Origin of the sequence: Pseudoalteromonas sp. SR45-1, assembly GCF_014163655.1 — a bacterium.
Lineage (GTDB): Bacteria > Pseudomonadota > Gammaproteobacteria > Enterobacterales > Alteromonadaceae > Pseudoalteromonas > Pseudoalteromonas distincta.
This window is the reverse complement of record NZ_JACJDR010000020.1, coordinates 1-25,573: the sequence shown is the minus strand read 5'-3', so window position 1 is coordinate 25,573 and position 25,573 is coordinate 1. Positions and strand designations below refer to the sequence as shown.

The 25,573-nt window shown below is 38.6% G+C and carries 22 protein-coding genes, 1 other RNA gene and 1 other annotated feature; of the genes, 12 read left to right on the top strand and 11 right to left on the bottom strand.

Features of this window, described 5'->3' with window-relative positions; translation table 11 throughout:
- Positions 1–4: 4 nt before the first annotated feature.
- A complete protein-coding gene (locus H5089_RS17630) occupies positions 5–370 on the top strand; it encodes a hypothetical protein (RefSeq protein WP_024596750.1) in 366 nt (121 codons plus the stop codon).
- Between the two features lie 101 nt (positions 371–471).
- Here H5089_RS17630 and fabB read toward each other — a convergent pair whose 3' ends face one another.
- Complete coding sequence (gene fabB, locus H5089_RS17625; RefSeq protein WP_004335606.1) at positions 472–1,683, bottom strand: beta-ketoacyl-ACP synthase I; 1,212 nt, start codon at positions 1,681–1,683, stop codon at positions 472–474.
- A gap of 179 nt (positions 1,684–1,862) precedes the next feature.
- Between fabB and mnmC the strand changes: the two genes are divergently transcribed.
- The 3 genes from mnmC (at position 1,863) to H5089_RS17610 (ending at position 5,081) form a co-directional block, all read left to right on the top strand.
- Positions 1,863–3,872 carry a bifunctional tRNA (5-methylaminomethyl-2-thiouridine)(34)-methyltransferase MnmD/FAD-dependent 5-carboxymethylaminomethyl-2-thiouridine(34) oxidoreductase MnmC gene (gene mnmC / locus H5089_RS17620; RefSeq protein WP_182712761.1) on the top strand — a complete coding sequence of 670 codons (2,010 nt, stop codon included), beginning with the start codon at positions 1,863–1,865 and terminating at the stop codon, positions 3,870–3,872.
- Between the two features lie 67 nt (positions 3,873–3,939).
- Complete coding sequence (locus tag H5089_RS17615; protein WP_004335602.1) at positions 3,940–4,263, top strand: hypothetical protein; 324 nt, start codon at positions 3,940–3,942, stop codon at positions 4,261–4,263.
- A 182-nt stretch (positions 4,264–4,445) separates the two neighbouring features.
- A complete protein-coding gene (locus H5089_RS17610; protein WP_149602990.1) occupies positions 4,446–5,081 on the top strand; it encodes an NAD(P)-binding oxidoreductase in 636 nt (211 codons plus the stop codon).
- A gap of 178 nt (positions 5,082–5,259) precedes the next feature.
- Here H5089_RS17610 and H5089_RS17605 read toward each other — a convergent pair whose 3' ends face one another.
- The gene (locus tag H5089_RS17605) at positions 5,260–6,018 is read right to left on the bottom strand and encodes a sulfite exporter TauE/SafE family protein (RefSeq protein ID WP_182712760.1); all 759 of its coding nucleotides are present in this window, start codon (positions 6,016–6,018) and stop codon (positions 5,260–5,262) included.
- Positions 6,019–6,204: 186 nt separating this feature from the next.
- Here H5089_RS17605 and H5089_RS17600 point away from each other — a divergent pair, with 186 nt between their 5' ends.
- The 3 genes from H5089_RS17600 (at position 6,205) to H5089_RS17590 (ending at position 8,810) form a co-directional block, all read left to right on the top strand.
- A complete protein-coding gene (locus tag H5089_RS17600) occupies positions 6,205–7,209 on the top strand; it encodes a YHYH protein (RefSeq protein ID WP_182712759.1) in 1,005 nt (334 codons plus the stop codon).
- A gap of 35 nt (positions 7,210–7,244) precedes the next feature.
- On the top strand, positions 7,245–7,541 hold the full coding sequence (locus H5089_RS17595; RefSeq protein ID WP_182195342.1) for a hypothetical protein: 297 nt from the start codon (positions 7,245–7,247) through the stop codon (positions 7,539–7,541).
- Between the two features lie 135 nt (positions 7,542–7,676).
- Positions 7,677–8,810 carry a hypothetical protein gene (locus H5089_RS17590; RefSeq protein ID WP_182712758.1) on the top strand — a complete coding sequence of 378 codons (1,134 nt, stop codon included), beginning with the start codon at positions 7,677–7,679 and terminating at the stop codon, positions 8,808–8,810.
- A 98-nt stretch (positions 8,811–8,908) separates the two neighbouring features.
- Here the strand turns inward: H5089_RS17590 and ssrA are convergent.
- Positions 8,909–9,265: a transfer-messenger RNA gene (gene ssrA, locus H5089_RS17585) on the bottom strand.
- A gap of 263 nt (positions 9,266–9,528) precedes the next feature.
- On the opposite strand from ssrA, the gene H5089_RS17580 reads away from it, so the two are divergent.
- Positions 9,529–11,154 (top strand): DUF342 domain-containing protein, encoded by a 1,626-nt coding sequence (locus H5089_RS17580; protein ID WP_182712757.1) that lies wholly within the window; start codon positions 9,529–9,531, stop codon positions 11,152–11,154.
- Here H5089_RS17580 and rnt read toward each other — a convergent pair.
- Positions 11,138–11,842, bottom strand: coding sequence for a ribonuclease T (gene rnt, locus H5089_RS17575; RefSeq protein ID WP_002961267.1), 705 nt, complete (start codon positions 11,840–11,842; stop codon positions 11,138–11,140). The genes H5089_RS17580 and rnt overlap by 17 nt on opposite strands.
- 202 nt (positions 11,843–12,044) lie before the next feature.
- On the opposite strand from rnt, the gene H5089_RS17570 reads away from it, so the two are divergent.
- Complete coding sequence (locus H5089_RS17570) at positions 12,045–12,923, top strand: OmpA family protein (RefSeq protein WP_182712756.1); 879 nt, start codon at positions 12,045–12,047, stop codon at positions 12,921–12,923.
- 5 nt (positions 12,924–12,928) lie between these two features.
- Here the strand turns inward: H5089_RS17570 and H5089_RS17565 are convergent, their stop codons facing one another.
- Positions 12,929–13,822 (bottom strand): DMT family transporter, encoded by an 894-nt coding sequence (locus tag H5089_RS17565; protein ID WP_024595662.1) that lies wholly within the window; start codon positions 13,820–13,822, stop codon positions 12,929–12,931.
- Positions 13,823–14,038: 216 nt separating this feature from the next.
- On the opposite strand from H5089_RS17565, the gene H5089_RS17560 reads away from it, so the two are divergent.
- Positions 14,039–15,241: an aromatic amino acid transport family protein gene (locus tag H5089_RS17560; protein ID WP_182712755.1), complete on the top strand. Its 1,203-nt coding sequence runs from the start codon at positions 14,039–14,041 to the stop codon at positions 15,239–15,241.
- 73 nt (positions 15,242–15,314) lie between these two features.
- On the opposite strand, the gene H5089_RS17555 is transcribed toward H5089_RS17560, so the two are convergent.
- The 4 genes from H5089_RS17555 to H5089_RS17540 form a co-directional block, all read right to left on the bottom strand.
- Positions 15,315–16,505, bottom strand: a complete 1,191-nt coding sequence (locus H5089_RS17555; protein WP_002962951.1) for an amino acid aminotransferase — start codon at positions 16,503–16,505, stop codon at positions 15,315–15,317.
- Between the two features lie 80 nt (positions 16,506–16,585).
- Positions 16,586–17,245, bottom strand: a complete 660-nt coding sequence (locus H5089_RS17550) for a GAF domain-containing protein (protein WP_182712754.1) — start codon at positions 17,243–17,245, stop codon at positions 16,586–16,588.
- Between the two features lie 56 nt (positions 17,246–17,301).
- Positions 17,302–18,951 carry a SpoIIE family protein phosphatase gene (locus H5089_RS17545; RefSeq protein ID WP_182712753.1) on the bottom strand — a complete coding sequence of 550 codons (1,650 nt, stop codon included), beginning with the start codon at positions 18,949–18,951 and terminating at the stop codon, positions 17,302–17,304.
- Positions 18,951–19,256 carry an STAS domain-containing protein gene (locus H5089_RS17540; RefSeq protein WP_149602997.1) on the bottom strand — a complete coding sequence of 102 codons (306 nt, stop codon included), beginning with the start codon at positions 19,254–19,256 and terminating at the stop codon, positions 18,951–18,953. The genes H5089_RS17545 and H5089_RS17540 overlap by 1 nt, the downstream gene beginning before the upstream one ends.
- A gap of 135 nt (positions 19,257–19,391) precedes the next feature.
- Here H5089_RS17540 and H5089_RS17535 point away from each other — a divergent pair, with 135 nt between their 5' ends.
- Positions 19,392–19,721 carry a translation initiation factor gene (locus H5089_RS17535; RefSeq protein ID WP_002962947.1) on the top strand — a complete coding sequence of 110 codons (330 nt, stop codon included), beginning with the start codon at positions 19,392–19,394 and terminating at the stop codon, positions 19,719–19,721.
- Between the two features lie 12 nt (positions 19,722–19,733).
- Here the strand turns inward: H5089_RS17535 and H5089_RS17530 are convergent, their stop codons facing one another.
- On the bottom strand, positions 19,734–22,748 hold the full coding sequence (locus H5089_RS17530) for an EAL domain-containing protein (RefSeq protein WP_182712752.1): 3,015 nt from the start codon (positions 22,746–22,748) through the stop codon (positions 19,734–19,736).
- Between the two features lie 192 nt (positions 22,749–22,940).
- Positions 22,941–23,058, top strand: a sequence feature (Phe leader region).
- A 44-nt stretch (positions 23,059–23,102) separates the two neighbouring features.
- On the opposite strand from H5089_RS17530, the gene H5089_RS17525 reads away from it, so the two are divergent.
- On the top strand, positions 23,103–24,260 hold the full coding sequence (locus tag H5089_RS17525; RefSeq protein ID WP_002962945.1) for a chorismate mutase: 1,158 nt from the start codon (positions 23,103–23,105) through the stop codon (positions 24,258–24,260).
- Between the two features lie 61 nt (positions 24,261–24,321).
- Here H5089_RS17525 and tyrA read toward each other — a convergent pair whose 3' ends face one another.
- Positions 24,322–25,455: a bifunctional chorismate mutase/prephenate dehydrogenase gene (tyrA, locus tag H5089_RS17520; protein WP_002962944.1), complete on the bottom strand. Its 1,134-nt coding sequence runs from the start codon at positions 25,453–25,455 to the stop codon at positions 24,322–24,324.
- Positions 25,456–25,573: the final 118 nt, after the last annotated feature.

Sequence of the window (25,573 nt, the reverse complement as noted above, 5' to 3'; positions counted from 1 at the left end):
GCACATGAATAAATTAGCAGGTTTAGCTTTATTAGGCACTTTAATTACATTAACTGGTTGTGAAGATGCCAACGAAGTTAAAGAAGATGCAAAAGATAAAAGCGCACAAATGCAAGAAAAGCTTGGTGATGCATGGAACGACGTTAAAGAGACAACTAACGATCTTAAAAATGACGAGTCTTTAAACGAGCTATTAGAGCAAAGTAAAGCAATGGGCTTAGACATGTACGACGACGGCAAAGAGATTGCGGTTGACGCATGGATTAAAAGCAAAGAAGCTGCTGGCGAGTTAACTGAAAAAACTAAGCAAAAAGCGCAAGAAATTGCAGACGAAATTGAGCAAGCGCGTCAAGAACATAACGAAGGTTAATTAAACTTTCGATAATAAAAAAGGAAAGCCTCGGCTTTCCTTTTTTGTTTTGGACTATTTAGCCCAGTTATGCGTTTGCATATAGGGCTTATAAGCTCAAATTAACCTTTGTACTTACTCATCACTAAAGTCGCGTTTGTGCCACCAAAGCCAAAGCTATTAGACATTACAGTATTTAACTCAACATCACGACGCTCAGTAATAATATCTAAACCTGTCGCTTGCTCATCTAGCTCATCAATATTAATTGAAGGTGCTACAAAGCTGTGCTCTAGCATTAATAATGAGAAGATAGCTTCGTGAACACCTGCAGCACCTAGGGCATGACCCGTCATTGCTTTAGTTGCGCTGATCATTGGTGATTTACCACCAAACACTTCTTGTATCGCACCTAGCTCTTTAACGTCACCTACTGGTGTAGATGTACCATGCGTGTTTAGGTAATCAATACTATCTACATCTTGCATAGCTTGGCGCATACAACGTGCTGCACCTTCGCCAGATGGAGCAACCATGTCGTAGCCATCTGATGTTGCACCGTAGCCAACAATTTCAGCGTAAATGTGCGCGCCACGTGCAAGTGCATGTTCAAGTTCTTCAACTACAACAATACCGCCACCGCCAGAAATAACAAAACCATCGCGATTTGCATCATATGTACGAGATGCTTTTTCAGGTGTTTCATTGTATTTAGTAGAAAGTGCGCCCATAGCGTCAAATTCCATTGCCAATGTCCAGTGTAGCTCTTCACCACCACCAGCAAACACAACGTCTTGCTTGCCAAGCTGGATTTGCTCTACGGCATTACCGATACAATGCGCAGATGTTGCACATGCAGAGCTAATTGAATAGTTAACACCTTTAATTTTAAATGGTGTTGCTAAACAAGCAGATGTAGTGCTCGCCATAGTGCGTGGCACCATATAAGGCCCTACACGTTTTACGCCTTTTTCACGTAAAATATCAGCAGCTTCTACTTGCCATTTAGACGAACCACCGCCAGAGCCAACAATAATACCCGTGCGCTCATTTGATACTTGGTCGTCAGACAAACCTGAGTCTTCAATTGCTTGCGTCATTGAAATATAAGAGTAAGCAGCAGCATCTCCCATAAAGCGCATTGCTTTGCGGTCAACGTGTGCTTTAACGTCAATATCAATTTTACCCGATACGTTACTACGTAACTTATAATCGGCAAATTCTTGATTAAAAGCGATGCCGCTTTTGCCCGTTTTTAACGATTCTAATACTTCTTCTTTGTTGTTACCTATACTTGATACAACACCGATACCTGTAATTACAGCTCTTCTCATGGGTAATTCCCTTAGCTTAATACTTAATTGCATTCTATTTTACGCGAATTTAATCACCTAAGTGGTCAGCTTTCTAGCGTACACTTGTACTCTGAACTGCTAGCTTATAAATAACGCCAGACTATTTCAAAGAAAACCCGTAAAATAATTAAAAAATATATCTATAAAATTAAAAAATCATGATCAAAAATGCACATATACACTTTAATAATTTAGGTACACCTTTCGCTAATGACTTCGGTGATATTTATTTTTCTAATGACGATGGCTTAGCTGAATCGCATTATGTGTATTATGAGCAAAATAATATAGATGCACGATTACAAAATCATGACCAGCCACATTTTGTTATTGCCGAAACCGGCTTTGGTACAGGTTTAAACTTTTTAAATACATGGCAACGCTTTACTGACCACCTTGCACGTCAACAAGTTCAAAATCAATTAGATAATGGTGTTAAACGCTTACACTTTATTTCATTTGAAAAATATCCTCTGCACATAGACGATTTAAACAAAGCACTACAGGCATGGCCTTCATTAAGCGCCTTTAGTAACAAATTATCTAAACAATACCCAATTAATTTAGAAGGATGCCACAGACTCGAATTTGACAATGGACTTGTTGTTCTCGATTTATACTTTGGTGATGCACTTGAATCAATACAAGCAATGAGCTATCCGCAAACAGGAATTGTTGACGCTTGGTATTTAGATGGTTTTGCGCCAAGTAAAAACCCCGAAATGTGGCAGCAAAGTTTATTTAATTCTATGGCCAATATATCAAGGGCAAGTGCAACCTTATCAACATTTACTTCAGCAGGTTTTGTTCGCCGTGGATTAATTGATGCAGGCTTTAATACTAAAAAAGCCAAAGGCTTTGGCCAAAAAAGAGATATGCTTGTTGGCCAGCTAGAGTGCGTAAATGATGCTCGATCAGCTCCTGCATATTTTCATCAAGATAGCAGCGCTTTAAAAAATGTAGCGGTCATTGGCGGCGGTATAGCCAGTAGCTGCATTTTATATAGTTTGGCTAAACGAGGCATAGCAAGCCAATTATTCTGCCAAGATGAAAAACCAGCTATGGGGGCATCGCACAATGTGCAAGGCGCTATCTACCCTCACCTACAAGCTAAAAATTCACCGCACAGCGAATTGTTTGCACATAGCTTTTTATACGCAAAGCGCCTATATAACAACTTACTTAGCAGTGGTTTTAATTTTGATTACGATTGGTGCGGCGTATTACAACACGCAGTAAAAAAACCTCTGGCCGATAAACATGAAAACTTAGCACAAAAACAACTGTGGCCAACCCAGCTAATGCACAACGTAACCGCAGAGCAAGGCGACGAAATAGCCGGCGTAGAAACAGGTTATTCGGGCGTGTTTTTTGAACAAGGCGGCTGGGTTAACCCTCCGCAATTAGTAAACGCCATGTTAAGCGCTGCAAATAGCATAAACCCATTTAAAAGCGTATTTAACTGCAATATAAAACAGCTTAAAAAAACTGACAGCGGTTGGTTTTTATTAACGAATGATGAGCAGTTAGGTCCTTTTAGTGATGTAATTATTTGTACAGGCGAGCACAGTGATGCATTTGAGCAAACAAAAGCGCTACCAATAGTAGGCGTACGCGGGCAAGTTTCACATATTGAGGCAAGTGAGCAATCACGCAAACTTAAAACAGTGCTGTGCCATAAAGGGTATTTTACCCCAGCCTATTTAGATCATCACTGTATGGGAGCCACGTTTGAAAAAAATACCAAAAGCCGTCAAGTTACAGCGCTCGACAACCAATTAAACCAAGAGCAACTACTTAGCTTTTATCAGCAAAGTGAATTTGCCTCAACCCTTGGCAATATTACCTCGGCAAAAGCAGCTGTACGATGCACATTTATAGATCACCTACCAATGGCAGGGCAATGGTGCGAACAAAGTGATTATACAATGGCCTTTGCTAACTTACGCTTAGGTAAACGCTATCAGTACGAGCAACTTAATAAGCCACAACAAGGCCTACATATTTTTACCGGCTTTGGCGCCCGCGCTTTATGTAGCGCACCGCTAAGCGCAGAACATCTCGTAAGCTGTTTAAATAACGAGCCTCGCCCATTAAGCGAACGTGTAAGCCAAGCTATTCACCCTGCTCGGTTTATAGTACGAGATTTAATTCGTAATAAAATTTAAATGACAAAGGTGCTTATTGAGGTAAAATGAGTACCAATAAATGGAATTTATTATTTAAAGGACTTTAATGAAAACTTTAGCATTTTTAATAATACTGCTATGCACTCTATCGTTTAATGTACTTAGCCAAAACGTCACTGAAATCCCACTTCCTGAAGAGTTTGTTACAACAATGGATGTAGCCGGCGAATATCCAATGGTTCGCACTGGTTATTTAACAGATTCAATTTCTGATATCGCTCGCTTTTATCAGCAAAAATTAGGTGAGCCGTTAAAAACAAACGGCAATAATACATATCGCACTTTGTTTTATAATTACCAAGAACATAAGGTTCGTATTAGTCTATATCGCCGTAGTTATGTGACCGAAGTGAGTATAATGGTTGAATAAAAAGTTCTAAAAAACACGCCAAAAGCAGCTAATTTTAATGCTCAGTTAAGTATTGAATTTTAATTAAAGTATTTTTTGAAATTAGCTCATTTAAACTCTTTTTTACCCTTTAAAAATTATCCCCTACCCCAAGGTCTGTTTGTAAGCACATTACTTTTACTATTTATTGGAAGGAGTTAATTATGAGTAAGACCCTAATTATTGGCGCAAGCGGACAAATAGGTAAAATGGCAACTGAGCTACTTTTAAAAAATGAGCAAAATGTTGTGGCATTAGTGCGCGACAAGAATAAGCTAAGCGATTTAAACAGCTCTTTTTTAACTATCGTTGAGCAAGATCTTGAAGGCGATTTTGGTGATGCAATGAAAGGCTGTGACCAAGTGATTTTTGCTGCAGGTTCTGGTGGAAGTACGGGCGATGATAAAACTGTACTTATTGATTTATGGGCTGCAACTAAAGCAGCTACCTTTGCAAAAGAGCATGGCGTTAAACACTTTATTATGGTCAGCTCAATCGGTGCAGACGACCCAGATTCGATTCAAGGTGATTTAAAACCTTACTTAGTTGCCAAGCACATGGCTGACGAGCACTTAATCAATAGTGGTTTAAATTACACCATCGTTCGCCCTGGTACACTGACTGATGATAGCGCTTCAATGCAAGTAACGACGCAGCGACCAAGTGATCGTTCTGAGGCTAAAATTAGCCGCGAAAACGTAGCCAATGCATTATTACATATTGCGACTAACTCATTTATTAGTAACCGCATTTTTGAGTTATTTGATGGCGACAAACCAATTAAAGCCGCTGTTAAATAAGCTTTAATACCAATTTAATTAAACGTATGAACAATTATTGCAAGTTAGTATAGTTCATGGATAAGCCAAAAAATTACAGTGTAGTCGCTCTATATCAGTAACTTTTTGGCGCAATGAATTATTTAATCCGCTTAAGTGATTTATGTTTAATAAAATTAAATTTACTCCACTAAGTAAATTAGTGGAGTAATATTTTAATACCTTGCCAACCGAGTTGTAGCGTTAATAACGTTAAAACGACTCTAAAAATACGCTTAAATTTATCCCCTGACATACTTTTAAGTAATTTAATTCCAAACCAAGTCCCTACAGCACCACTTATTACCATAGCAATTACAAGCGGCATCCATTGCCAAAAGCTAAAGCCAACAGCACCATAAATTACCGCTTTTAATAAATGCTGCACACTCATAATGCTCGAAAACGTTGCCGTAAATTTTAACTTTTCGTAATTATTTATATATAAACAGCTACCAACTAATGGCCCGCTCGCCCCCACAAACATAGAAACAAAAGTTGTTATGCCACCGGCGACCATGCGCCATAGCTTAGAGGTTAGTTTTACTGGCGGCGTTTTACCCCACAGTAAATAAATAACAAAAATAGCGACCACTAACTTCATAGCATCAAGCGATATATCATTAATAACAAAACTTGATAACCCCGCCCCTACTAAGCCGCCTAACGCAAAATATACAAACATGCTTTTATCAATATGCTTAAAGCTGAGTAAAAACCTATTTGCATTAGTGCCAAGCTGTACTAAACCATGCACAGGCACAACAACTGCCATAGGCATAAACGACGCCATAACAACAAGCAACATTAGCCCGCCACCCACACCAAATGCAGCAGATATAAAAGAAGTAAAGCCAGCGGTGATCATCATTAATAAAAACAAAAATAAAGACATACTGTCGGGAAGTAAAAAGTCCATAAAACTCCACTGCCTATTTAGGTACTTTAAAGTCGCAGTATTTTGAACAATAAAAGGTACAACATACACTTATAGCAAGCGTTATAAGCCTCTATTTCAGGCAATGTATTATGTTGCGTTGTTTTTGCACTTTGTTTGCACATTTAACAAATATTATACATTCAACTTCATTACCGGATATTTTTAATGAGAAGATTTAACACACCAATTTTAGCACCGCTTGCAGTGTGTATACTTGCACTGGGCTTAGCTGCCTGTAACGGTAGCGATACTCAAAGTAGCGTCGTAACTGAAACAACCACCGATGAGGGCACTACAACAGATACTTCAACCGATTTCGTTGTAGAAGTTGACCCTTTTAACTTTGAAAGCGATGCGCTCATTTCATCAATTACCACTCAAACATGTACGCTAAGTAATGGCGATGAAGCTTCATGCTACAAAATTGATATTGCAGGTACGCCTTCAAATTACGAGATTGGTGTATTTTGCCCTAGAAATATTACATCAACAGCAGACGAAGCCGGTATTTGGTTTGACGGCACCGGTGAGGTTTACGATATAACTGGCGACTTTATTTTAAATCTACCAACATTATATAACGATAGCCATTGGCAGCTATACGACGAAGGTACTGGCCTTGTAAATGTAACAGACACACAAGAATCGTGTGATGGTGCTGCACGTCCAAACGTAGAGGAGCAATACCAAAACCACTGCGTAGAATGCTCTATTGATTATGTTGATGGCGGTATATCAGAATCATTTTTAATTCCAATAACGCCTGTTGCAACCACTCAAAATAGCAGTATTGGTAACGCTAATGTAGGTGTTGCTCTAAATGGTGTTGTACTTGCTGCACCCGCCCCTGTTGAGGCTATTTTAGGCGCATATACTATTGCAGCCTTTGATGATTGCGCTGGCCATATTAACTTAGTAGCAGGTTATCACTACCACGGTGAAGCAGGCTGTAGCCAAACACAAATCCAATCAGACGGTCATGCCGCCATGATGGGTTATGCACTCGATGGATTTGGTATATTTGGCATGCTTAACGAAGATGGATTAGAACCCACTGATTTAGACGAATGTAGAGGCCACACCGACGATACACGCGGATACCACTACCATGCAGCCGATGTATCTGAAAACATGTTTATTGGTTGTTTTAAAGGTGCTACCGCAAGATAACTCGCATTCTGGCCAAATAATTAACTGAGATACTAATGAAAATATTTAACGTAATAAAAGCACTAACCACTGGCTTTTTACTTGCTACCTCATGCTCAGCGCTAAGTCATGCAGGCCACGGCTCAAACGCGCCTTGGGAAGCATGTGAAGAAAAAGCCATTAATGAAGGTTGTAGCTACACAAGCCATGATAAAAAAGCGACAGGCACATGCCAAGCAATGAACAAAGTACTTATGTGCGTTCGAAATAAACCACTTGAAACATTAATAGACAAAGCAACCCAATCTGCCAGTGATCAAAAGCAATCTGTAAAATCACTCGCAAAACGATAAAGTAAAGTAACAGCTACACGCCAAAGTCTTAACGCTGTTTGTTAAGGCTTTTTTTAATCACAAATCATTAGAAAGCATACCCTTTATCTGTTAAATTAGCTTTGTGTATCAAATAATAAAAATAGAATTCCAAAAATGGAATTACACAAGCAAGGTACTAACGTGAGCGCTACATTTAAAATTGTTTTTAATGGTCAGTTATATCAAAATACTGACCTTACCTCTGCCCAAGAAAAACTTAGCCAACTTCTAAATATTCCTCATAATATTGTTGTTCAGTTATTTGATGGAAAAGCTTACGCTTTAAAAAAAGACTTATCGAGTATTGATGCTGTTAAAACAGAATCCTCACTAAAAAAGCTAGGATTAATTACTAAAGTAGAACCGCAACTCTCTACTGTAATCTCTCAATCTCAAAATAATCAAATAGCACTCACTGAGCACAACAAAAATACAGATAAACACATTAGTGAAAGTACTGACGGCAAAAGTATTTCAATACAAAACGAACGCCTAGATACAAACGAAGCCCCAAATACAGCTGCAGCTATTAAGCAAAGTTATAATAAATATAAATTACTGCGTAACACTTTAAAAAGCGGATTGTACTTTTGCTATTGCGCACTTTGTATTATTACCATAATAGGCGTAGGGATCAGTGTTAATGCACTTAAAAACAATTTGGGCACTCTAAATAATGGAACCACAAATAACACAACTACAAACAGCTTAAGTTACCAAAATTATAAACAATATTTGATTGATCAAAATAGCCTAAATCAACCAGCAAAAAAAGTAACAAACGAGCAAGCAGCTAGCCCTACACAGCAAAAAAGTAATGAGTACTTTAGACGCTTTTCATCGCTAATAAATAGCTACGCGCAAAGTACAGGACAAGCTGATATAAAAACGATGGGGGGCGATAAATTACAACAGCACCTGCAAGAAATAGATGACCTAGGCCCTAAAAATGAATTTTGGCAGCAACTGGTACAACTTTCAAAAGGCTTAGATAACGATAAGCATGTAATAGGGATGCTAAACAATACTGATCCCGCCAAAGTACAATGGATAAACGCGGTAGATTGGATCAGCCAAAGCTATATTAGGCAACAGCAAAACTCGCAAACTACAAACAATTCTCCTGTCACTACCTACGAGCCAAGTAACCCTATACTTAACCTAACGTTGTTAATAAGTATGCTGTCGTTATTTAGCCTGCTTGTGATTGCAATAAAAATGAAGCTACGCGCAATAAGACATTCTTAAACTTTATTTTATAAATTCCATAAAAAAACCCGCAAATTTGAATTAACAAATTTGCGGGTTTCTTATGGTTTTCGAATAACGAGTTCAAAAACCTTTATTGGTGGAGCTGGGGGGATTTGAACCCCCGTCCGAAAAGCCTCGACCGTCGGTACTACATGTTTAGTATTGTCATTTAATTAACCTTTAAGTCCCGGACAAACACGGTAAATAAAGGCGAGGCCGCTTAGTTTTAACGCTTCAACCCCGGCCAGGGTTTCCGTCGCGATCAGGTGTTAGGGTGACACTCCAAAATCCAGTCCACAAGAATACATGGAAGGAGCGCTAGCCAGCCTAAGCTGCTAGAGAGTAGTTATCGTCGTTTGCGATTACTTTAGGTTGCGGCTGTTTAACGAGGCAAACCGCACCTCGACATGCACCTTGGGCTTCTTGAATTCCGTCGAATCCTAATCAGCCCCTGAATTAGTAACTCAATTCAGAGCGTGCAAACAGTATAACTGAGTAAAGTACTGATACTCAAGGCCTAGTAACGCTTTATTTTAATTGCGTGCACTAACCGAGCATTAAGTAACCAAAATTTAGTTTATGCAAGCCCATATAAACATTTGCTTAACAATGTGTTTAACCTGTGTTCAAATAAGGAGTTAAGGTTTTTGTCATTTCTAAACCTTTAGTTGTAAAAAACAAAAATAATAACAGGCATAGAGTAGGGAATTAATAAATGTCGGTTTTTTCATTTGATCAAAATACAGGGTTTGTCTCTTTAGTTAGTCACCCTATTGATAGTGGCTTTCCTGTTACGAGTACTCAGCTTACGCAAATGCTCGAACAATCTGAGTTTAGTGAGTACGAAGCTGTCATTGCCAATATTGGAAAGCTTTTTGCGCCAACTAAAAACTATCAGGAAGTATCACTTGTCGTTGCTAAAGCGGTAGATGCGTCGCTTGTCATTAATATTGATGAAAAAAACATGGTCGCAGAAGCAACATTAACTACCGCTAAAGGTGGTGCGCTTTTGTCTATGGAAGGTGCGCAAAAAGCGCTTGCTGATGCAGATGTTAAAAAAGGAATAAGCCCACGCGCGCTTGATACCTTTTTAGGCCAGCAGTTTGAAAAACCAGCAGGAAGCTCTTATAGCGCCATAATTGCACATGGGCGTAATCCTAAAAAAGGCAGCGATGCTAAATTTGTGCGCTTATGCTCAACAGCCCAAGACCGTGTGCTTAGCCCACAAGCTAAGGAAGGTGGTAAGGTTGATATGAAAAATCTTGGCGCTATTATCACCGTAAAACCTGGTACTCCCTTAATGCAGCGTATTGCCGCTACTCCTGGAGAAGATGGCTATACGGTATTTGGCGATTCAATTAGTGCAAAACCAGGTACAGATCACCAACTCCAGCCTTTCGAAGGTACAAAAGTAGATCCTAATAATCCTAATATGCTTATTGCCGACTGCAAAGGTGTGCCCGTTGCCCTACCCCGAGGTATGCGTGTAGATGACGTTTTATGCTTTGATAACGTAGATGTAAGTACAGGCCACGTTGATTTTGATGGTAGCGTAATTATTACTGGCGATATTAAAGACGGCATGCGTGTAAAAGCCAATGGTGATATTACGGTACTGGGTTTTGTAGAATCAGGAGCTGTTGAAAGTAAAAGTGCGGTAACCATTATGCTTGGCGCAATTGGTAGAAAACGTGAAGGCGAGGAAGCATTTACATGCTCTATAACCGCTCAGCGAACTATTTCTATTGGTTATGCTCAGTACTGCAATATTAAATCCGAACAAGATTTATTTATTGAACGCCAAGCCCTACATTGTGATTTAAGTGCTAGGCGGTTAATACGTGTAGGCAAAGCAAACGATCCGCGAGGTAAAATTATTGGCGGTAATATTTTAGATGCTATGCGCATTGAAACAGGTGAGCTAGGCGCGCCAGCCGGTACTAAAACGCGCGTATTTTTAGCGCAACTCTGGTTTGAGCTTCGCCAAAAGCAAACACAAATAACCGATTTTGAAAAAGTACTTGCGACTAAAGTAACCGCTTTACAACAGGCTCGTGAAAAAGCGAGTAAAATTGCGGGGGCTGCTCAGCGCCAGCAATTCATGAATAAGATAACTGAAAATGAAAAGCATATAAAAATACGCTCTGCACATATTCATCGTCAAAAACTACTTATTAAGCAAAAAATAGTGCAATTACTTGCCAGTAGTCGTTTAAAAGTAAATGAATTAATGCACCCTGGTGTGGAGCTTAAAATAGCGAAAGATTCTAAACAATTTTCGCGTATTTACCCGCCCCACCTAGTTAAGCTAACTGAGGGTAAAATTACTCAGACGTTTTAGTTTCTTCGTTATTTTGTGTCTCAGTTTCAACTTCGCCATTTGCGTCGCAATCATCAGTTGGCGCTAATGGCCAACCACCTAATTGCTGCCAGCGATTTACTATTAAGCAATAAAGCTCAGCTGTACGTTCTGTGTCGTAAAGCGCTGAGTGTGCTTGGCTGTTATCAAACTCGATACCTGCCGCTCTACACGCTTTTGCTAATACAGTCTGTCCTAACGCTAAACCCGCTAAAGATGTTGTATCAAAGCTTACGAACGGATGAAATGGTGTACGCTTAATGTTATTACGCTCTATTGCTGCATTTAAAAAGCCATGATCGAATGCGGCATTATGTGCCACAATAACTGAGCGTTGGCACCCAGCGGCCTTTTGCGCTTTGCGTACTACTTTACATATTTCTTTAATTACTTCGTCTTCAGGTACTGCGCCACGTAATGGTGAAAACGGGTCTATACCGTTAAAGTCGATGGCTGCTTGTTCTATATTAGCGCCTTCGAATGGCTGAACATGAAAATGAACAGTATGATCTATGCTGAGCAGTCCTTCGTCATCCATTTTTAAAACAGAAGCTGCTATTTCTAACAAGGCATCTGTCTCTTTGTTAAAACCAGCAGTTTCAACATCAATAACAACAGGAAAAAATCCACGAAAGCGTTTTGCGAAAGGTGTTTGCTCAGTATTTGCCATAGTCTTCTTTGTTTATACGTGTAAGCTGACTATTATGTCAAAATTGATGCCCCCTAGGCTAGGGGATTTAAGTATTTATTGCTTTAAAATTGTAGGCACATAACTTGCTTTAACTAATAAGTTAGTTACGTAGAGAACAAACTAATCATTGCAGTCGTTAATTTGCCAAATTATTGGCATTCCCGGATAGCTGGAGAGCACCATGAAGTATAAGTTGTTATTTATTAGCCTTAGTATAAGTGCAGTGCTTTGCAGTACTCACTCGCAAGCTGCTATGCGCCAATATACAGCAACCCAAGACAACTCCAACTGGGAAGTCGTTAAAACAACGCGCTTACAATGCCAATTAAATCATGAGGTTCCTTATTATGGGGAAGCTATTTTTAAAGCTTCAGCAAGTAAAAATAAAAACTTAACATTTAATTTAGACATGGTTGTACGCCCAGATAACTACGCAATTGCAGGTTTAAAAGCCGTGCCGCCTACATGGCGTGCAGGGTTGCCGGCTCGCGATATTGCAAACATGAAATTACTTAAAAAGTTTGATGGTGAGCTGGGCAATAAAACCGCATGGGAGATGCTTAGCGAGCTTGAAAAAGGCTACTACCCTACTTTTTATTATCAAGACTGGCAAAATAGTGCCGATAAAATTGCCGTTGGCATATCGAGTGTAAACTTTAAACAAGCTTACTGGGCTTTTTTACAATGCCGCGATGAGCTACTCCCTTACAGCTTTGAAGATATTTCGTTTACTGTAATGAACTATCAATCTAACAGCAGTAAATTAACTAAATCGTCGCAACAACGTCTTGATAAGATTGCTGAGTATCTAAAAAATGACGCAAGCATAGAGTCCATTAGCATTGACTCATACACCGATAGTTATGGCGGACGCTGGAATAACTTAGATTTATCGCGCAAGCGCGCCAAAACTATAAAAGATTATATGGTGAGCTTGGGTGTTGATGAAGCAAAAGTGCAAACCACCGGTTTAGGCGAAAAACGCTTTGTTGATAATAACGATAACATTTTAGGCCGAGACAAAAACCGTCGTTTAATTATTCAAATAGAGAAAATGTAGTAAAACTAATTTGCGCTTACTCTCTTTCGCTTTAAAAATTTATCACCAAATTGGAAAAAACCCAGACTAATTAAAATAATAACCGCACCAATTATTAGCTCTTGGCTTAATGGCTCATTGTTTAGCCAAGCTCCTAAGCCTAACGCAAAGCTAGGAGTTATGAGCGTAGTAAGTGATACCGTACTCGCATTTAGGTTTTGCAGTACATGAAAATACGCCAAAGCCCCAACTAAAGATCCAAACACACCTAGATAACCAATTGCCCACAATGATTTTGCACTCCAGTTCTGTATATGCAACTGACCATCTAATAACCACCAAGCAATAAAAAAGAGTGGGGTTACAAAAACTAAGGCACCAAATGTTGTTGCCATAGGGTGAATCGCAATTTGTACGCGCTTAATCATCACACCACTTAAGCTAAAAAAGCAGACAGCCATAAACACATAAAGTAACCCGAGCCCTTGAGTTTGCGAGTTTTGTACTTGGTTATAACTAACAAAATATAAGCCGATTAGGGCGCACGCTAACGCCACTAATTTAATCGGGCTAAATTTAGGTTCATTTAGTAATTGCTGAGCAAGCAACCCTGACAAAATAGGTGCAAGGCCAAACATAAGCGAAATAATACCCGAAGGGACTGTTTTAGCTGCCATATAGCTCAACAACATACCGCCAAAAATACCTATACTCGAATAAAAATAAAGTAAGCATGCATTTTTGCTCCAAGGTACTCTAATGTTTGTTATGGCAACAATTAAACCACCTAAAAACAACCCCACCAGCATACGCATTAATACAGCAAGCGTTGGCGATACTGTTTCACTGCTCCACACAATCCCCAGTGGTGTAGTAGACCAAATGAGAACCATAAAAAAATACGATACTTTTACCGGCACATGCCAATCCTTAGCGTTTTATAACGCAATCCAACGTATATAAAATTATACCCTCACCACCCTATTTTAATACTTTTAAATGCATACAAGTCCTTAATAAATACAGTTGTAAATTGTAGGTTACATTTTAATACCGCTCTTTTATTACAAAACTATTTGAGATTTGAGTAACTAGTTATATCGTGCATGTATATTAATAATAATTAAGGTAATTAAGTGCTTAAAAATAAAACAACTGGAAGCATGTTAATTGTTGCAGGCACAACTATTGGTGCAGGTATGTTGGCATTGCCAATTGCATCTGCCGGGCTTGGGTTTAGTACTGCACTTGCATTAATAATTGCTAGCTGGTTACTAATGACCTACACCGCACTACTCATGCTAGAGCTACACCAATATGCACCACGCGATGCAACGTTAAATACGTTGGCTAAATTATGGCTTGGAAAGCGCGGACAATACATCGCGAATTTTTCGATGGTTTTTTTATTTTACGCTTTATGCGCTGCTTATATAGCAGGTGGTGGTGCACAGCTTCAAGCGCGTATAAATATAGGCTTTGATGTAAATATAGCCCCACAGTTTGGCTCTGTGATCCTCGCTGTTATTATTGCAAGTGTGGTAACACTGGGCACTAGCAAGGTAGATAAACTAAACAGAGTGTTATTTACAATAAAAATTATTGTATTAGCTAGTTTGTTTTACATGCTAACCCCTTATGTACAAGGTAAGCATTTATTAGAGATGCCTGTAGAGCAAGGGTTAATCCTTTCGGCTATACCGGTTATATTTACTTCGTTTGGCTTTCATGGCTCTATTCCTTCAATTGTTAAATATGTTGGTGTAGAAATAAAAGTACTGCGCAAAGTAATGATTGCTGGAGCCGCCCTGCCTTTAGTCATTTATATTTTTTGGCAACTACTTAGCCAAGGTATTATGAGCCAAGCTGACTTACTCAACAGCCAAGGCCTTAGTGGCTTTGTATCAAGCGTAGCAAGTATTGCGCATAACCCAAGTGTGGCAACGGCCGTTAAGTTATTTGCTGATTTAGCACTTGCGACATCATTTTTAGGGGTGAGTTTAGGGTTATTCGATTTTTTTGCTGATACATTTAAAAAAGGTGACAATAAAACAGACCGAATTAAAACGGCCTTAATTACGTTTATTCCGCCGCTTGGCTTTGCATTATTTTATCCTCAAGGCTTTATTATAGCTTTAGGTTACGCTGCAATAGCACTTGTCGTACTTGCAATATTTTTGCCCGTAGCAATGGTTTATAAACAGCGTACAACATCAAATAAAACAGGCTACAAAGTTAAAAGTGGGAATGTTGGGCTTGGCATAGCAGCTATATGTGGCATAACGATTATTGCTGCGCAGTTTATGCAAATGGCGGGGCTAATTCCAGCTATCGGTTAAAGCTTTTTGTATTAATTTAGATAATAAAAAACCGCATATCATTAGATGTGCGGTTTTTTTATATTAACTGCGTTTATTTACAAACGTCAGCTACAGCATTTGAAAAGTATTCAATATTTGACTGGCTAACACCTGCAACATTTACGCGGCTAGAACCTACAATGTAAATACCATATTCTTTTTGTAGGCGAGCAATTTGCTCTTTATTAATACCTAAGAAAGAAAACATACCGTTTTGGCGTTCAATAAATGAGAAGTCTTGCGCAATATCTTTAGTTGCTAAGCTTTCTTTAATTAAGCTACGTAAGCCATTTATGCGGCTACGCATTTCATCAAGCTCAGAGTGCCATAATTGTGTAAGCTCTGTACTGCTTAAAATAGTATTAACAATATCAGCACCATGCGCTGGCGGCATTGAGTAAATACTACGTACAACGCTTAGCATTACAGAGTTTGAAATATCTGCTGTTGCGCTATCTTTTGCAATTAGTGAACATGCACCAATACGCTCGCGGTATAAGCCAAAGTTTTTAGAACATGAAGAACAAATAATTAGCTCTTCTACTGCATCAGCTAAAATACGTAAGCCACGTGCATCTTCTTCAAGTGAAGCACCAAAGCCTTGGTATGCAATATCAACAAGTGGTGTAAAGCCAACTTCTTTTGCAAGTTCGGCAACTGTGTTCCACTGTGTTTCGTTTAAGTCCATACCGCTTGGGTTATGACAACATGCATGCACTAAAACTACATCACCTTTAGGCACTTGTTTAAGTGTATTGATCATTTCATCAAACAGTAAGTCTTTATTTTCGTAATCGTAATACGGGTATTCTTTTACTGTTAAGCCTGCAGCTTCAAACAAGCTAATATGGTTTGCCCATGTTGGGTTAGTTACCCATACTGTTGCATCTGCATTGCAACGCTTAATAAATTCAGCTGCAACGCGAAGTGCGCCTGTACCACCTGGCGCTTGTGCAGTACGTACGCGATTTGCTAGCAATGCTTGATGTTCGCCTAGTAGTAACTGCTCCATCTTTTGGCAGTAATCTAAGTTACCCGCTAAACCAATGTAAGATTTGCTCATTTCGTTTTCAAGACGAAACGCTTCAGCTTTTTTAACCGCTTTAAGAACCGGTGTATTGCCTTGCTCATCTTTGTAGACACCTACACCTAAATCAATTTTATTAGGGTTTGTATCTTGTTTATAGGCCGCCATAAGGCCAAGAATAGGATCTGTTGGTAATGGTTTTAATACTGAGAACATTGGCTATCTCTTATCGTTATTTAGGGGTTAGCTGTTAAGCTAAGCTTAACATAAAAGCACATCATGTTGACTAGCGTTATTTACACTAGAAAGTGAGGAATTTTAATACAACATGCAATTAAAACGGCAAGCGTCTTTTCATCAAAAAAATCATTTTTAAAGGCTTCAGCATCTACAATACCAACACATTCATTTTGTGTATTAAATAAAGGTAAGCAGGTTTCTGATTTAACTTTAGGATCGCATGTGTAGTATTCACCACCTTGTGATAAGTACTCTTCAACGTTATTAATAATACGGCCCTTGTGAGATAGCGCTACCTGCACGTTATTACTACCTGCCGCAAATGCTTGCGTTAAAGGGAACAACGGACGACTAGGCGCACCATGATAAGCTAATTTTAATAGTTGCTTACCTTCACTAGTATTAGTTGATTGATAAATACCATACCAATCAACACTTGTTTGTTGCTCAATGTAGCTCACAATACTTTGTAAATTAGCTAGCTTGAACTGTGTTTGCTCATCATTTTTAAGATAATCAGTTAATTTGAATGGCTCATCTTGTAGGTAACCAAATAAACTACACGCACCGCCCTCGCCAAGCTCAGGTATTTGATACTCCCAACATACATTAGGCAAAGCTGTGTTTGCTAAATGTAGCTCAAGCTTTTCAAGCTCTGTTGAAATCAAAGCTGGATTAGCACTTAGTTGTGCTTGTTTTAGGTAAGAAGAAATCATTTGGCCATCCATACATCTAAAGTTTCGAGAATAATAGCATGGATATTTTTGCAGAGCTAGCTCAACTTGTAGCACATTTCAACTTGGTTACCGCTGGCGTTATAAGTTACTTTTTCGGCTATTTCTTCTAGTAAAGACACCCCTCTACCAAATTCATTATTAACCTTTGCCAACTCATCGTGCTTACTACTAAACCCTCGGCCTGAATCACAAATAATGAAATATAAACTGAGCGTATCGGGGCAATAGCGCATATCAATAATAATCATAGCATCTGTAAGTTTAGCAAGAGCTGCCTCTCTTAGTTCGTAATATCGAAAAAAGCCGTCTTCTTGTTTTTTAATCTCTGAGTTAAGTCCTAGTACGCCATGATCAAGCGCATTGTTATAAGCCTCAGACAACAGTAAAAATATATTAGAACGATGGGCATTTAGCCCCCCAACACTGCTTAAAATATTAACAACGTCGTAAACGGGGTCTGTTTTTTTTATTTGTTCTGAGTTTAAACTCAAAGATAAATTAAACGCTAAAGTAGAGAATGCTTCTCGCTCTTGCTCCTCAGGAACTAAAGGCAGGCAGTTTAGTAAAACAATGCTTAAATCGTCTTGCTGTTTAGTGCCATCTGCAAACTTAGTAACGTCAGCCACTATATCTTCGCTACTAATCATCGATTTACTTTTTAAGGTTTGTAAAAAACGCTCTTCCCCAAAAAATGTATCTTCTTTGTTTGCTGTTTCTATAATACCGTCGGTTGCTAATACTAGGCGTGTATTACTATTCGTTTCAAAGTGAATAACTTCATATTCAAATTCTTGGTCGTCTAAAATCCCCAGCGCCATATGTTGCGACTCTAATGTTTGTTTTACATTACCGTCTTTATCTATTAGGTACGCATCTGGCAGGCCGCCCATCCATGCAGAAATACTTTTACCGGATGCACTAAGCTCTATAATGGTTGCAGCACAAAACATGTGTCCAGGTAGGAGATTGTAAAGCAGTGTATTTAGCTCACAGGCAATGTCATTAATCGCCATGCCTTTTTGTACCATAGTATAAAAAACACGAGAGATAGGTAATGCACCAATAGCTGCCGCTAAGCCGTGCCCTGTAAAGTCTCCCAACATGCAATACAGATTGCCTATTGGACTTTGCGCCACTAAAAACATATCGCCGTTAAACATAGACGCCGGCGATAAATTAAAATCGAGGTACTCTTTAAACTTGCCTTGATTCTCTAATGAGTTATTAAAAATATGCTCAATTATTTCGTGTTCACGTTCAATTTGATTGTGATGATATTCAAGCAGTTTTTTTTGTTGATTCGATTTTTTACTTAGCTCTCTGGTGCGGCTATGTGCTTTAATTTTTGCATGCAAAATAACTTTTTCAAATGGTTTATGAATAAAGTCATCGCCACCTAACGCGAGGCACCGCTCAAAACTTGCTTGATCTTCTAAGGAGGTTATAAAAATAATCGGTAAGTAAACTTCACTATACTGCTGCTTTATTTTTTCAGCTGCTTCAAAACCATCCATTACGGGCATTAATACATCGAGTAAAACAATGTCTATTTGCTCTCTTTTAAGTACATTAAGTGCATCTAGCCCATTGTAAGCCACTGAAATTTTGTAACCTTCCTGCTCAAGCATTTTACTTAGTAAAATGCGATTGAGCGCCTGATCGTCAACAATCAACACATGTATCATTAGCTAATATCAAACTTTTTATCAAAACGTGAAATTTGTAGGATTTTTCTAAGCTGAGGCTGGCAATTACTTATTTCGATGGTTTGTACTTGGCTATCAATGGTTTTTTTCATGTTAAGTAACATGCCAAGTGCTGAACTATCCATATAATCAGTCTCTCTTAAATCGATAATAACCTTTACTGTTTTTTCGCTCATTTGAGCATAAGCTTGGCGAAACGATTGCACTAAATTAAAATCAAACTTACCTTTAATTTGTATTGTTAATGTAGTGCCATCGACTGATTCATTCTTAGTTAAACTCATAGTAAACTCCAATAATATTTCCTTTGAACTAAATATAACCTGTTAAAAGTATTTAGCAAAAAGAAAAACACACAACTTCAAATTTGCTATCATTTACACCAGTATTTAATTCATTTTTATCCACAAAGGTAAGGTATGAGTGATAGTCACTTAGTATATTCAACTAGTACGGGTCGCATTGACCAGCCGAAACCAGAAAAAGAGTTGCACGCTAAACTTTTTAAAGATGGTTTTATTCGCATTGAGCGTCAAACAAAAGGGCGTAAAGGCAAAGGCGTAATGCTAGTTGTTGGCATTGATCCAAAAGATCATGATTTAAAAAAGTTAGCTAAAACTATAAAAAGCAAAATGGGCCAAGGCGGCGCAGTAAAAGAAGGCATTATTGAAGTACAAGGTGATGACCGAGATAAACTAAAAGGCATTTTAGAAGCGTTAAAATTTAAAGTTAAAATTGCGGGTGGTTAACCCGCAATTTTATTAACTAGTTACTTCGCTATTTGCGAGTTCATTTAACCTTTCATACAAATTCGGTAGTTCGTGCTCAGCAATTGGCTTACTAAAATAATAGCCTTGCACAATGAAGCAATTATTATTTTGTAAAAACTGCATCTGCTCTATTGTCTCAACTCCTTCTGCGACCACGTCTAGCTTTAACTTTTGCGCCATCGCAATAATAGCTGCAGTGATTTCCATATCATTTGTATCCTCAGGGATATCTTTTACAAATGAACGGTCAATTTTCAATATATCAACCGGGAACCGTTTTAAGTAACTGAGCGACGAATAACCTGTACCAAAGTCATCAATAGAAATAGATATACCTAATGCTTTAAGCTCGTGCAATTGTGTAATGGCTGCCTCTACATTACCCATTAGCATGCTTTCGGTCAGCTCTAAATGAAGGCGCTTTGCTGAAACACCCGACTTAATTATCATTTTGCTCAGTGTTGTAACTAAGCTTGAGTCTTTAAACTGGCGGGCCGATAAGTTTATCGATATATTATTTTCTAGACCTTGTTCTGCCAATCTTACGGCAAAATCACAAGACTCTTGAAGCACCCATTCACCTAATTCAACTATAAGGCCTGTCGCTTCTGCAATAGGAATAAATTTATCTGGAGGGATTGCGCCTTCAGTTGGGTGGAACCATCTTAATAACGCTTCATAACCAACGACCTGATGAGTACGGCTATCAACTTGAGGTTGGTAGTAAACTACAAATTGCTTTTCTTTGAGCCCTATACGTAACTCATTTTCGATAAATAAACGCTCATTTGCGGCCGCGTTTAATTCTTGGCTATAAAAGTGGAAGGTATTACGTCCTTTTGCTTTTGCCTCATACATTGCCAAATCAGCATGTTTGAGTAACTGATCTTCCTCTAAGCTATCGTAAGGAGCCATAGTTATACCAATACTTGCACTGACAATAACTTCATTGCTACCTAGTTTTATGGGCACGTTCAGTGTTTTTTGAATTGTATTGGCAACATCAGCCGCGTGAGCTTGGCTTTCTATACCACTGAGCAACACTGCAAATTCATCACCACCTAAGCGCGCTATGGTGTCCTCGGCTCGTAAACGTTTTTTAAGTCTGTTTGCCACTTCAATTAATAATTGATCGCCAGCATCGTGCCCTAATGTGTCGTTAATACGCTTAAATTCGTCTAAGTCAAAGTAAAACAAAGCAAATGCATAATGCCCGCGCTCTGCTAATGCCATTGATTTACGCAATTGCATTCTAAAAAACGTTCTGTTGGCAAGTCCCGTAAGGGTGTCAAAGTAAGCCAGTTGTTCCATTTTACGCTGGCTTTCTTTTACAAACGAAATATCTTGTGCTGATGCTACATAACTGGTTATTTCACCGCCCTCTTCACGAATTGGCGAAACACTTAAAGACACCCAAATTGGCTCTTTGTTTAAACCAGCTATTAATGTGTCCCCGCGCCAGTAATTACGGCTGCGTAAATCTATGTCTATATCTTCAATTAAAATAGACATTTCTGAGGCAATAATATTAAGTAATGGTGCTCTATTAAAATGGCTTTCTGGATAGCCTGTCATTTCGAGCATTTTGGGGTTTACGTACTCAATGACAAAATTTTCATCGGTGATCACAACCCCAGTGCCCGAGAACGCGACCGCTTTAGATAAACGATTAGCTGCTTTTTCAGCAATTTCTTTTTCTGTAATTCTTTGGTTTAAACCATCAATAAGTTTGCGGATTTCTACCGTCATGTCTCTAAATGAGCCATTAAGGGTACCAATCTCATCTTTGTTTTCTGGCGGAAACTCTGTTGTTAGCTGACCTTTACCAAAGCTTGTTACTGCATAAACTAAAGTATGTAAACGCCGAAGCACTAGTTGATAAAGCGCCTGATGCAGCAATAAGGCAACTAATATTGCGTATAAAATAAAGAGTCCAAAAAACTTCAGTTTTAAATCTTGTAACGCAGATAACGTTGATGAACGTTTTTTATAAACCCCTATGTACCAATCTAAATCATCAATTTTACGGATATTAATAATGTGAGCTTCATCATTTTGTTCAAATGAATTGGCGTATTCTGGTAACTTCACCGCAATTGCATCGTCAATAATTGACTGCAGTTCTGGGTTTACAAATTCGTTAGTAGCGAGTGCTTTATTGTCACTACCGTAGTCAGCTAATAATGCAGGGTTTAGATTGGGATGGGCTAACAATTGCCCTTTACTATCAAATACAAGTAAGTGTTTTTCTTTATCGCCAACAGGTAAAAATGAAATAAGTTTATTAAGGGAAATATCGCTTCCCGTTACACCTAAAAACTCGTTATCAACATACACCGGCACTAGTAAGCTAATAACCCACTTTCGCCATACTGTATCGTAATAAACTTTTGACCATGCAGGCTCTCGCTCTGACCCCAACATACTTTTAATATATTTATACGTTGTACCTTGCGTAACTCTAAACTCGGCTGGTGCATTTAATGCCCAGTTTGGAGGAGAAACACGAATGAAATCGTCATCGGTAATTAAATAAAAGTTAAAAAAGTCATGTACCAGAGTCGGAGAAATTATACGCCATAACATTTCAGAATCATTAAATAGGCGTTTATAAAAAGGAGAGTAATTTTGCTGTGGTAAAAATGCTGCTGATAATCCGTCAGCCGAGGCACTTCGAATCGTACCATCGCTATTAAACTGTAACTGTGATTTATTACCTAAATTAATTGGTGAATTAGATTGAAAAAGCTGCTCTGTCACTACGTTATTAGCTTGCTGAGCAATATTTATTTTTGTTTTAATACGCTCATTAAACTGCTTCACTAATAAATCTGTAGAGCTTTTTAACACCTCATGTTCTTCAAAAACAAGTTGTTTCTCTTCAGATTTAAGCATTAAGGCAGCCGCACATACCCCTGCTATTAAACAAATAGCAGATATAAGCAGTGAAAGTTTTACACTTAAAGAATTCAATCCAAAACGAGATGGAGGCCGTCTGTAAACCACGGGTCAACCTTAATTATTAATAATTGTTATTATTTGAACCAGTTAACGAAATATACCAGATCCGCATTCATATTTATAAATTATTTGTAAAGTTTCTATAATAATCACCTAAGATAAATAAATAGTACCCTAAGCTTATTTAGATCTTTATTGACATTGTTGGCAACTCTCCATACATTAACCGTATGAACATATTTATCTCTCGCACTTTTTTTTCGTTTTTTAGCTTCTTTATATAGAAGAGGCTTCCCTGTTTGTGAGATAAAATCAATCGAATAGTAAAGCCTCCCAACCGGGAGGCTTTTTTGTTTTTGCTGTGTAATAACAGCCTACTTTTGGAATGAGGATACCAAAATGACAAATGATGTATTAAATGCACTAAGACACGATATAAATGAAATAGACTCCGACCTACTCGTGTTATTAGCTAAACGTCGTCGCATTAGCCACGGTGTGGTTGAATATAAAATCGCCAACAACAAGCCAATTCGCGATGAAGCACGTGAACTCGCGCTTCTAGAGAAATTAATTGGTTATGGTAAGTCACTGGGTTTAGATGCTTACTACGTAAATAATGTGTTTCAAACTATTTTGGAAGATTCAGTTTTACACCAACAAGCAATGTTACAAAAAAACCTTAATCCAGACGCACTGAGTGAAACACACCGTGTAACTTACTTAGGTGGTCAGGGTTCTTATAGCCAGCTTGCATGTCATAAATACTTTAGTCGCCGCCCTGGTAAATTAATTGAAATTGGCTGTACATCGTTTGACGAAATAACAGGTAAAGTAGAAAACGGCCAAGCTGATTTTGGTTTATTACCGATTGAAAACACAAGCTCTGGTAGCATTAACGAAGTATTTGACTTATTACAGCACGCACAAGTCTCTATTGTTGGAGAAGTCACTCACAGTGTAGAGCATTGCTTACTCGCAAACCCTGATACTGAACTTAGCCAACTAACAAAAGTATTTGCACATCCACAACCATTTGCACAGTGCAGCCGTTTTTTACAGGGCTTAGGTGATTTACAACATGAAACTTGTGACTCTACATCAAGCGCATTACAATCAGCTCTAAACACACCAAATAGTGCTGCAATTGGCTCTGCACAAGCAGGAAAAAATGTCGGCCTTGAAGTCATCAAATCAAATCTTGCTAATCAAAGCGAAAACCATAGCCGCTTTATTGTTGTTGCGCGTAAACCTCTGCAAGTGTCTAACCAAATTCCAACTAAAACTAGTTTAATCATGTCGACAAAACAGCAAGCGGGCTCACTAGCCGATGCGTTGATGATTTTTAAACAGCATAAGATTAATTTAGTAAAACTTGAGTCGCGCCCAACTCCGGGCAATCCGTGGGAAGAAGTATTTTATGTAGATCTTGAAGCAAACTTAGCTGATAGCCAAGTAAAAGAAGCACTAGAAGAACTTAAAGAACACACCCAATATGTGCGTATTTTAGGCTGCTATCAAAGCGAGTCATTGCAGGCAGTAAGCGTTAATACTTAATACACACTTTCATAATTAAAAAGGGCCGATATCGGCCCTTTTTAGTAAAAAGTGACGAGTATTAGTCTAAAACTTTTGAATCATTCGCTTTATTTAATAAGCTTCGGCTTTGTGTTAAAAAGTGCTCTGTTGAATCAGAAAAGTAAACTTTCGCCTGCGCAAAAGAATCAATAAGCGCTGCTTTATCTCCTGCTTTTAATTTTTCCAATGTACTTGCAAAAGTGTCTTGGTACTGTGCGAGCAGGCTCTCTACATCATCGAATTGCGCTAACATAATATCTGAGTACAACTCCGGCGACTGTGCAAATAAACGCCCTACCATCATCAGCTCTAATTGATAAATAGGTGACGAGCAACTACGTAACTCTTCTAGTGTATGACTTTGTTTTGCTAAAAACTGTCCGTACACAAATGTTGTTAAATGGCGCATTACCTGAATAATTTGCATTGCTTCGTCGTGCTTTTTAGCATCAAGCTCAACAAGCTGACAACCCCATACTTGTAACTGCTGTAACAAGCCTTTTGCCGCTTGGTGCTCTCGCCCTTCACATACAACGACTGTTTGTTTTACCCAGTGTGATATGTCAGGGCCAAACATAGGATGCAAACCCACCACAGGGCCACTGTGCGCAGCTTTTAGTGCTTTAATAGGCGATTGCTTTACCGATGTAATATCAACTAGTAAACAGTCATCATCTAGTTTAGGTAACTTAGCAACTACTGCGTCCAATGCATTAATTGGTACGCTAATCATTACCAGCTTGGCACCTTTTAAAATATTTTGCGCATCGTTTTGCTGATCTTTATCTAAAACTTTAACTTCGTAACCTGAGCGAATAAACTGCTGAGCAAATAGCTGCCCCATAGCACCTTGGCCACCTACAATAACAATTGGCGAAAGTTCTGGCGCTGCACATGCAAGTTTTGCTTGTTGGTTTTGATAGGCTTCTCGCATCATGCGTCTTAGTATATCTTCAACGAGATCGGGGCTTACATTTTGATTTATTGCTTCTTGCCTTCTTGCCGCTAATAGCTCTGCTTCACGATTAGGTGCATGTAAAGGCGCGCCTGTTTGTTGTTTTATCTCACCAATTTTTTGCGTAATACCATTACGTTTAGCGAGTAAGGCAACAAGTTGTGCGTCGCATTCATCTATACCTTCTCTCAGCTGTGCTAAATCACTTATGTCAGCCACGTTCATACCACCTTAAAAAACAAATAACGTAAATATAAATTTACATAAAAGTAAACTAATCAATACGATAAATACTAACAGGATCAGCTAACTGATAAAAGGCTAAAGCTTAAATTTT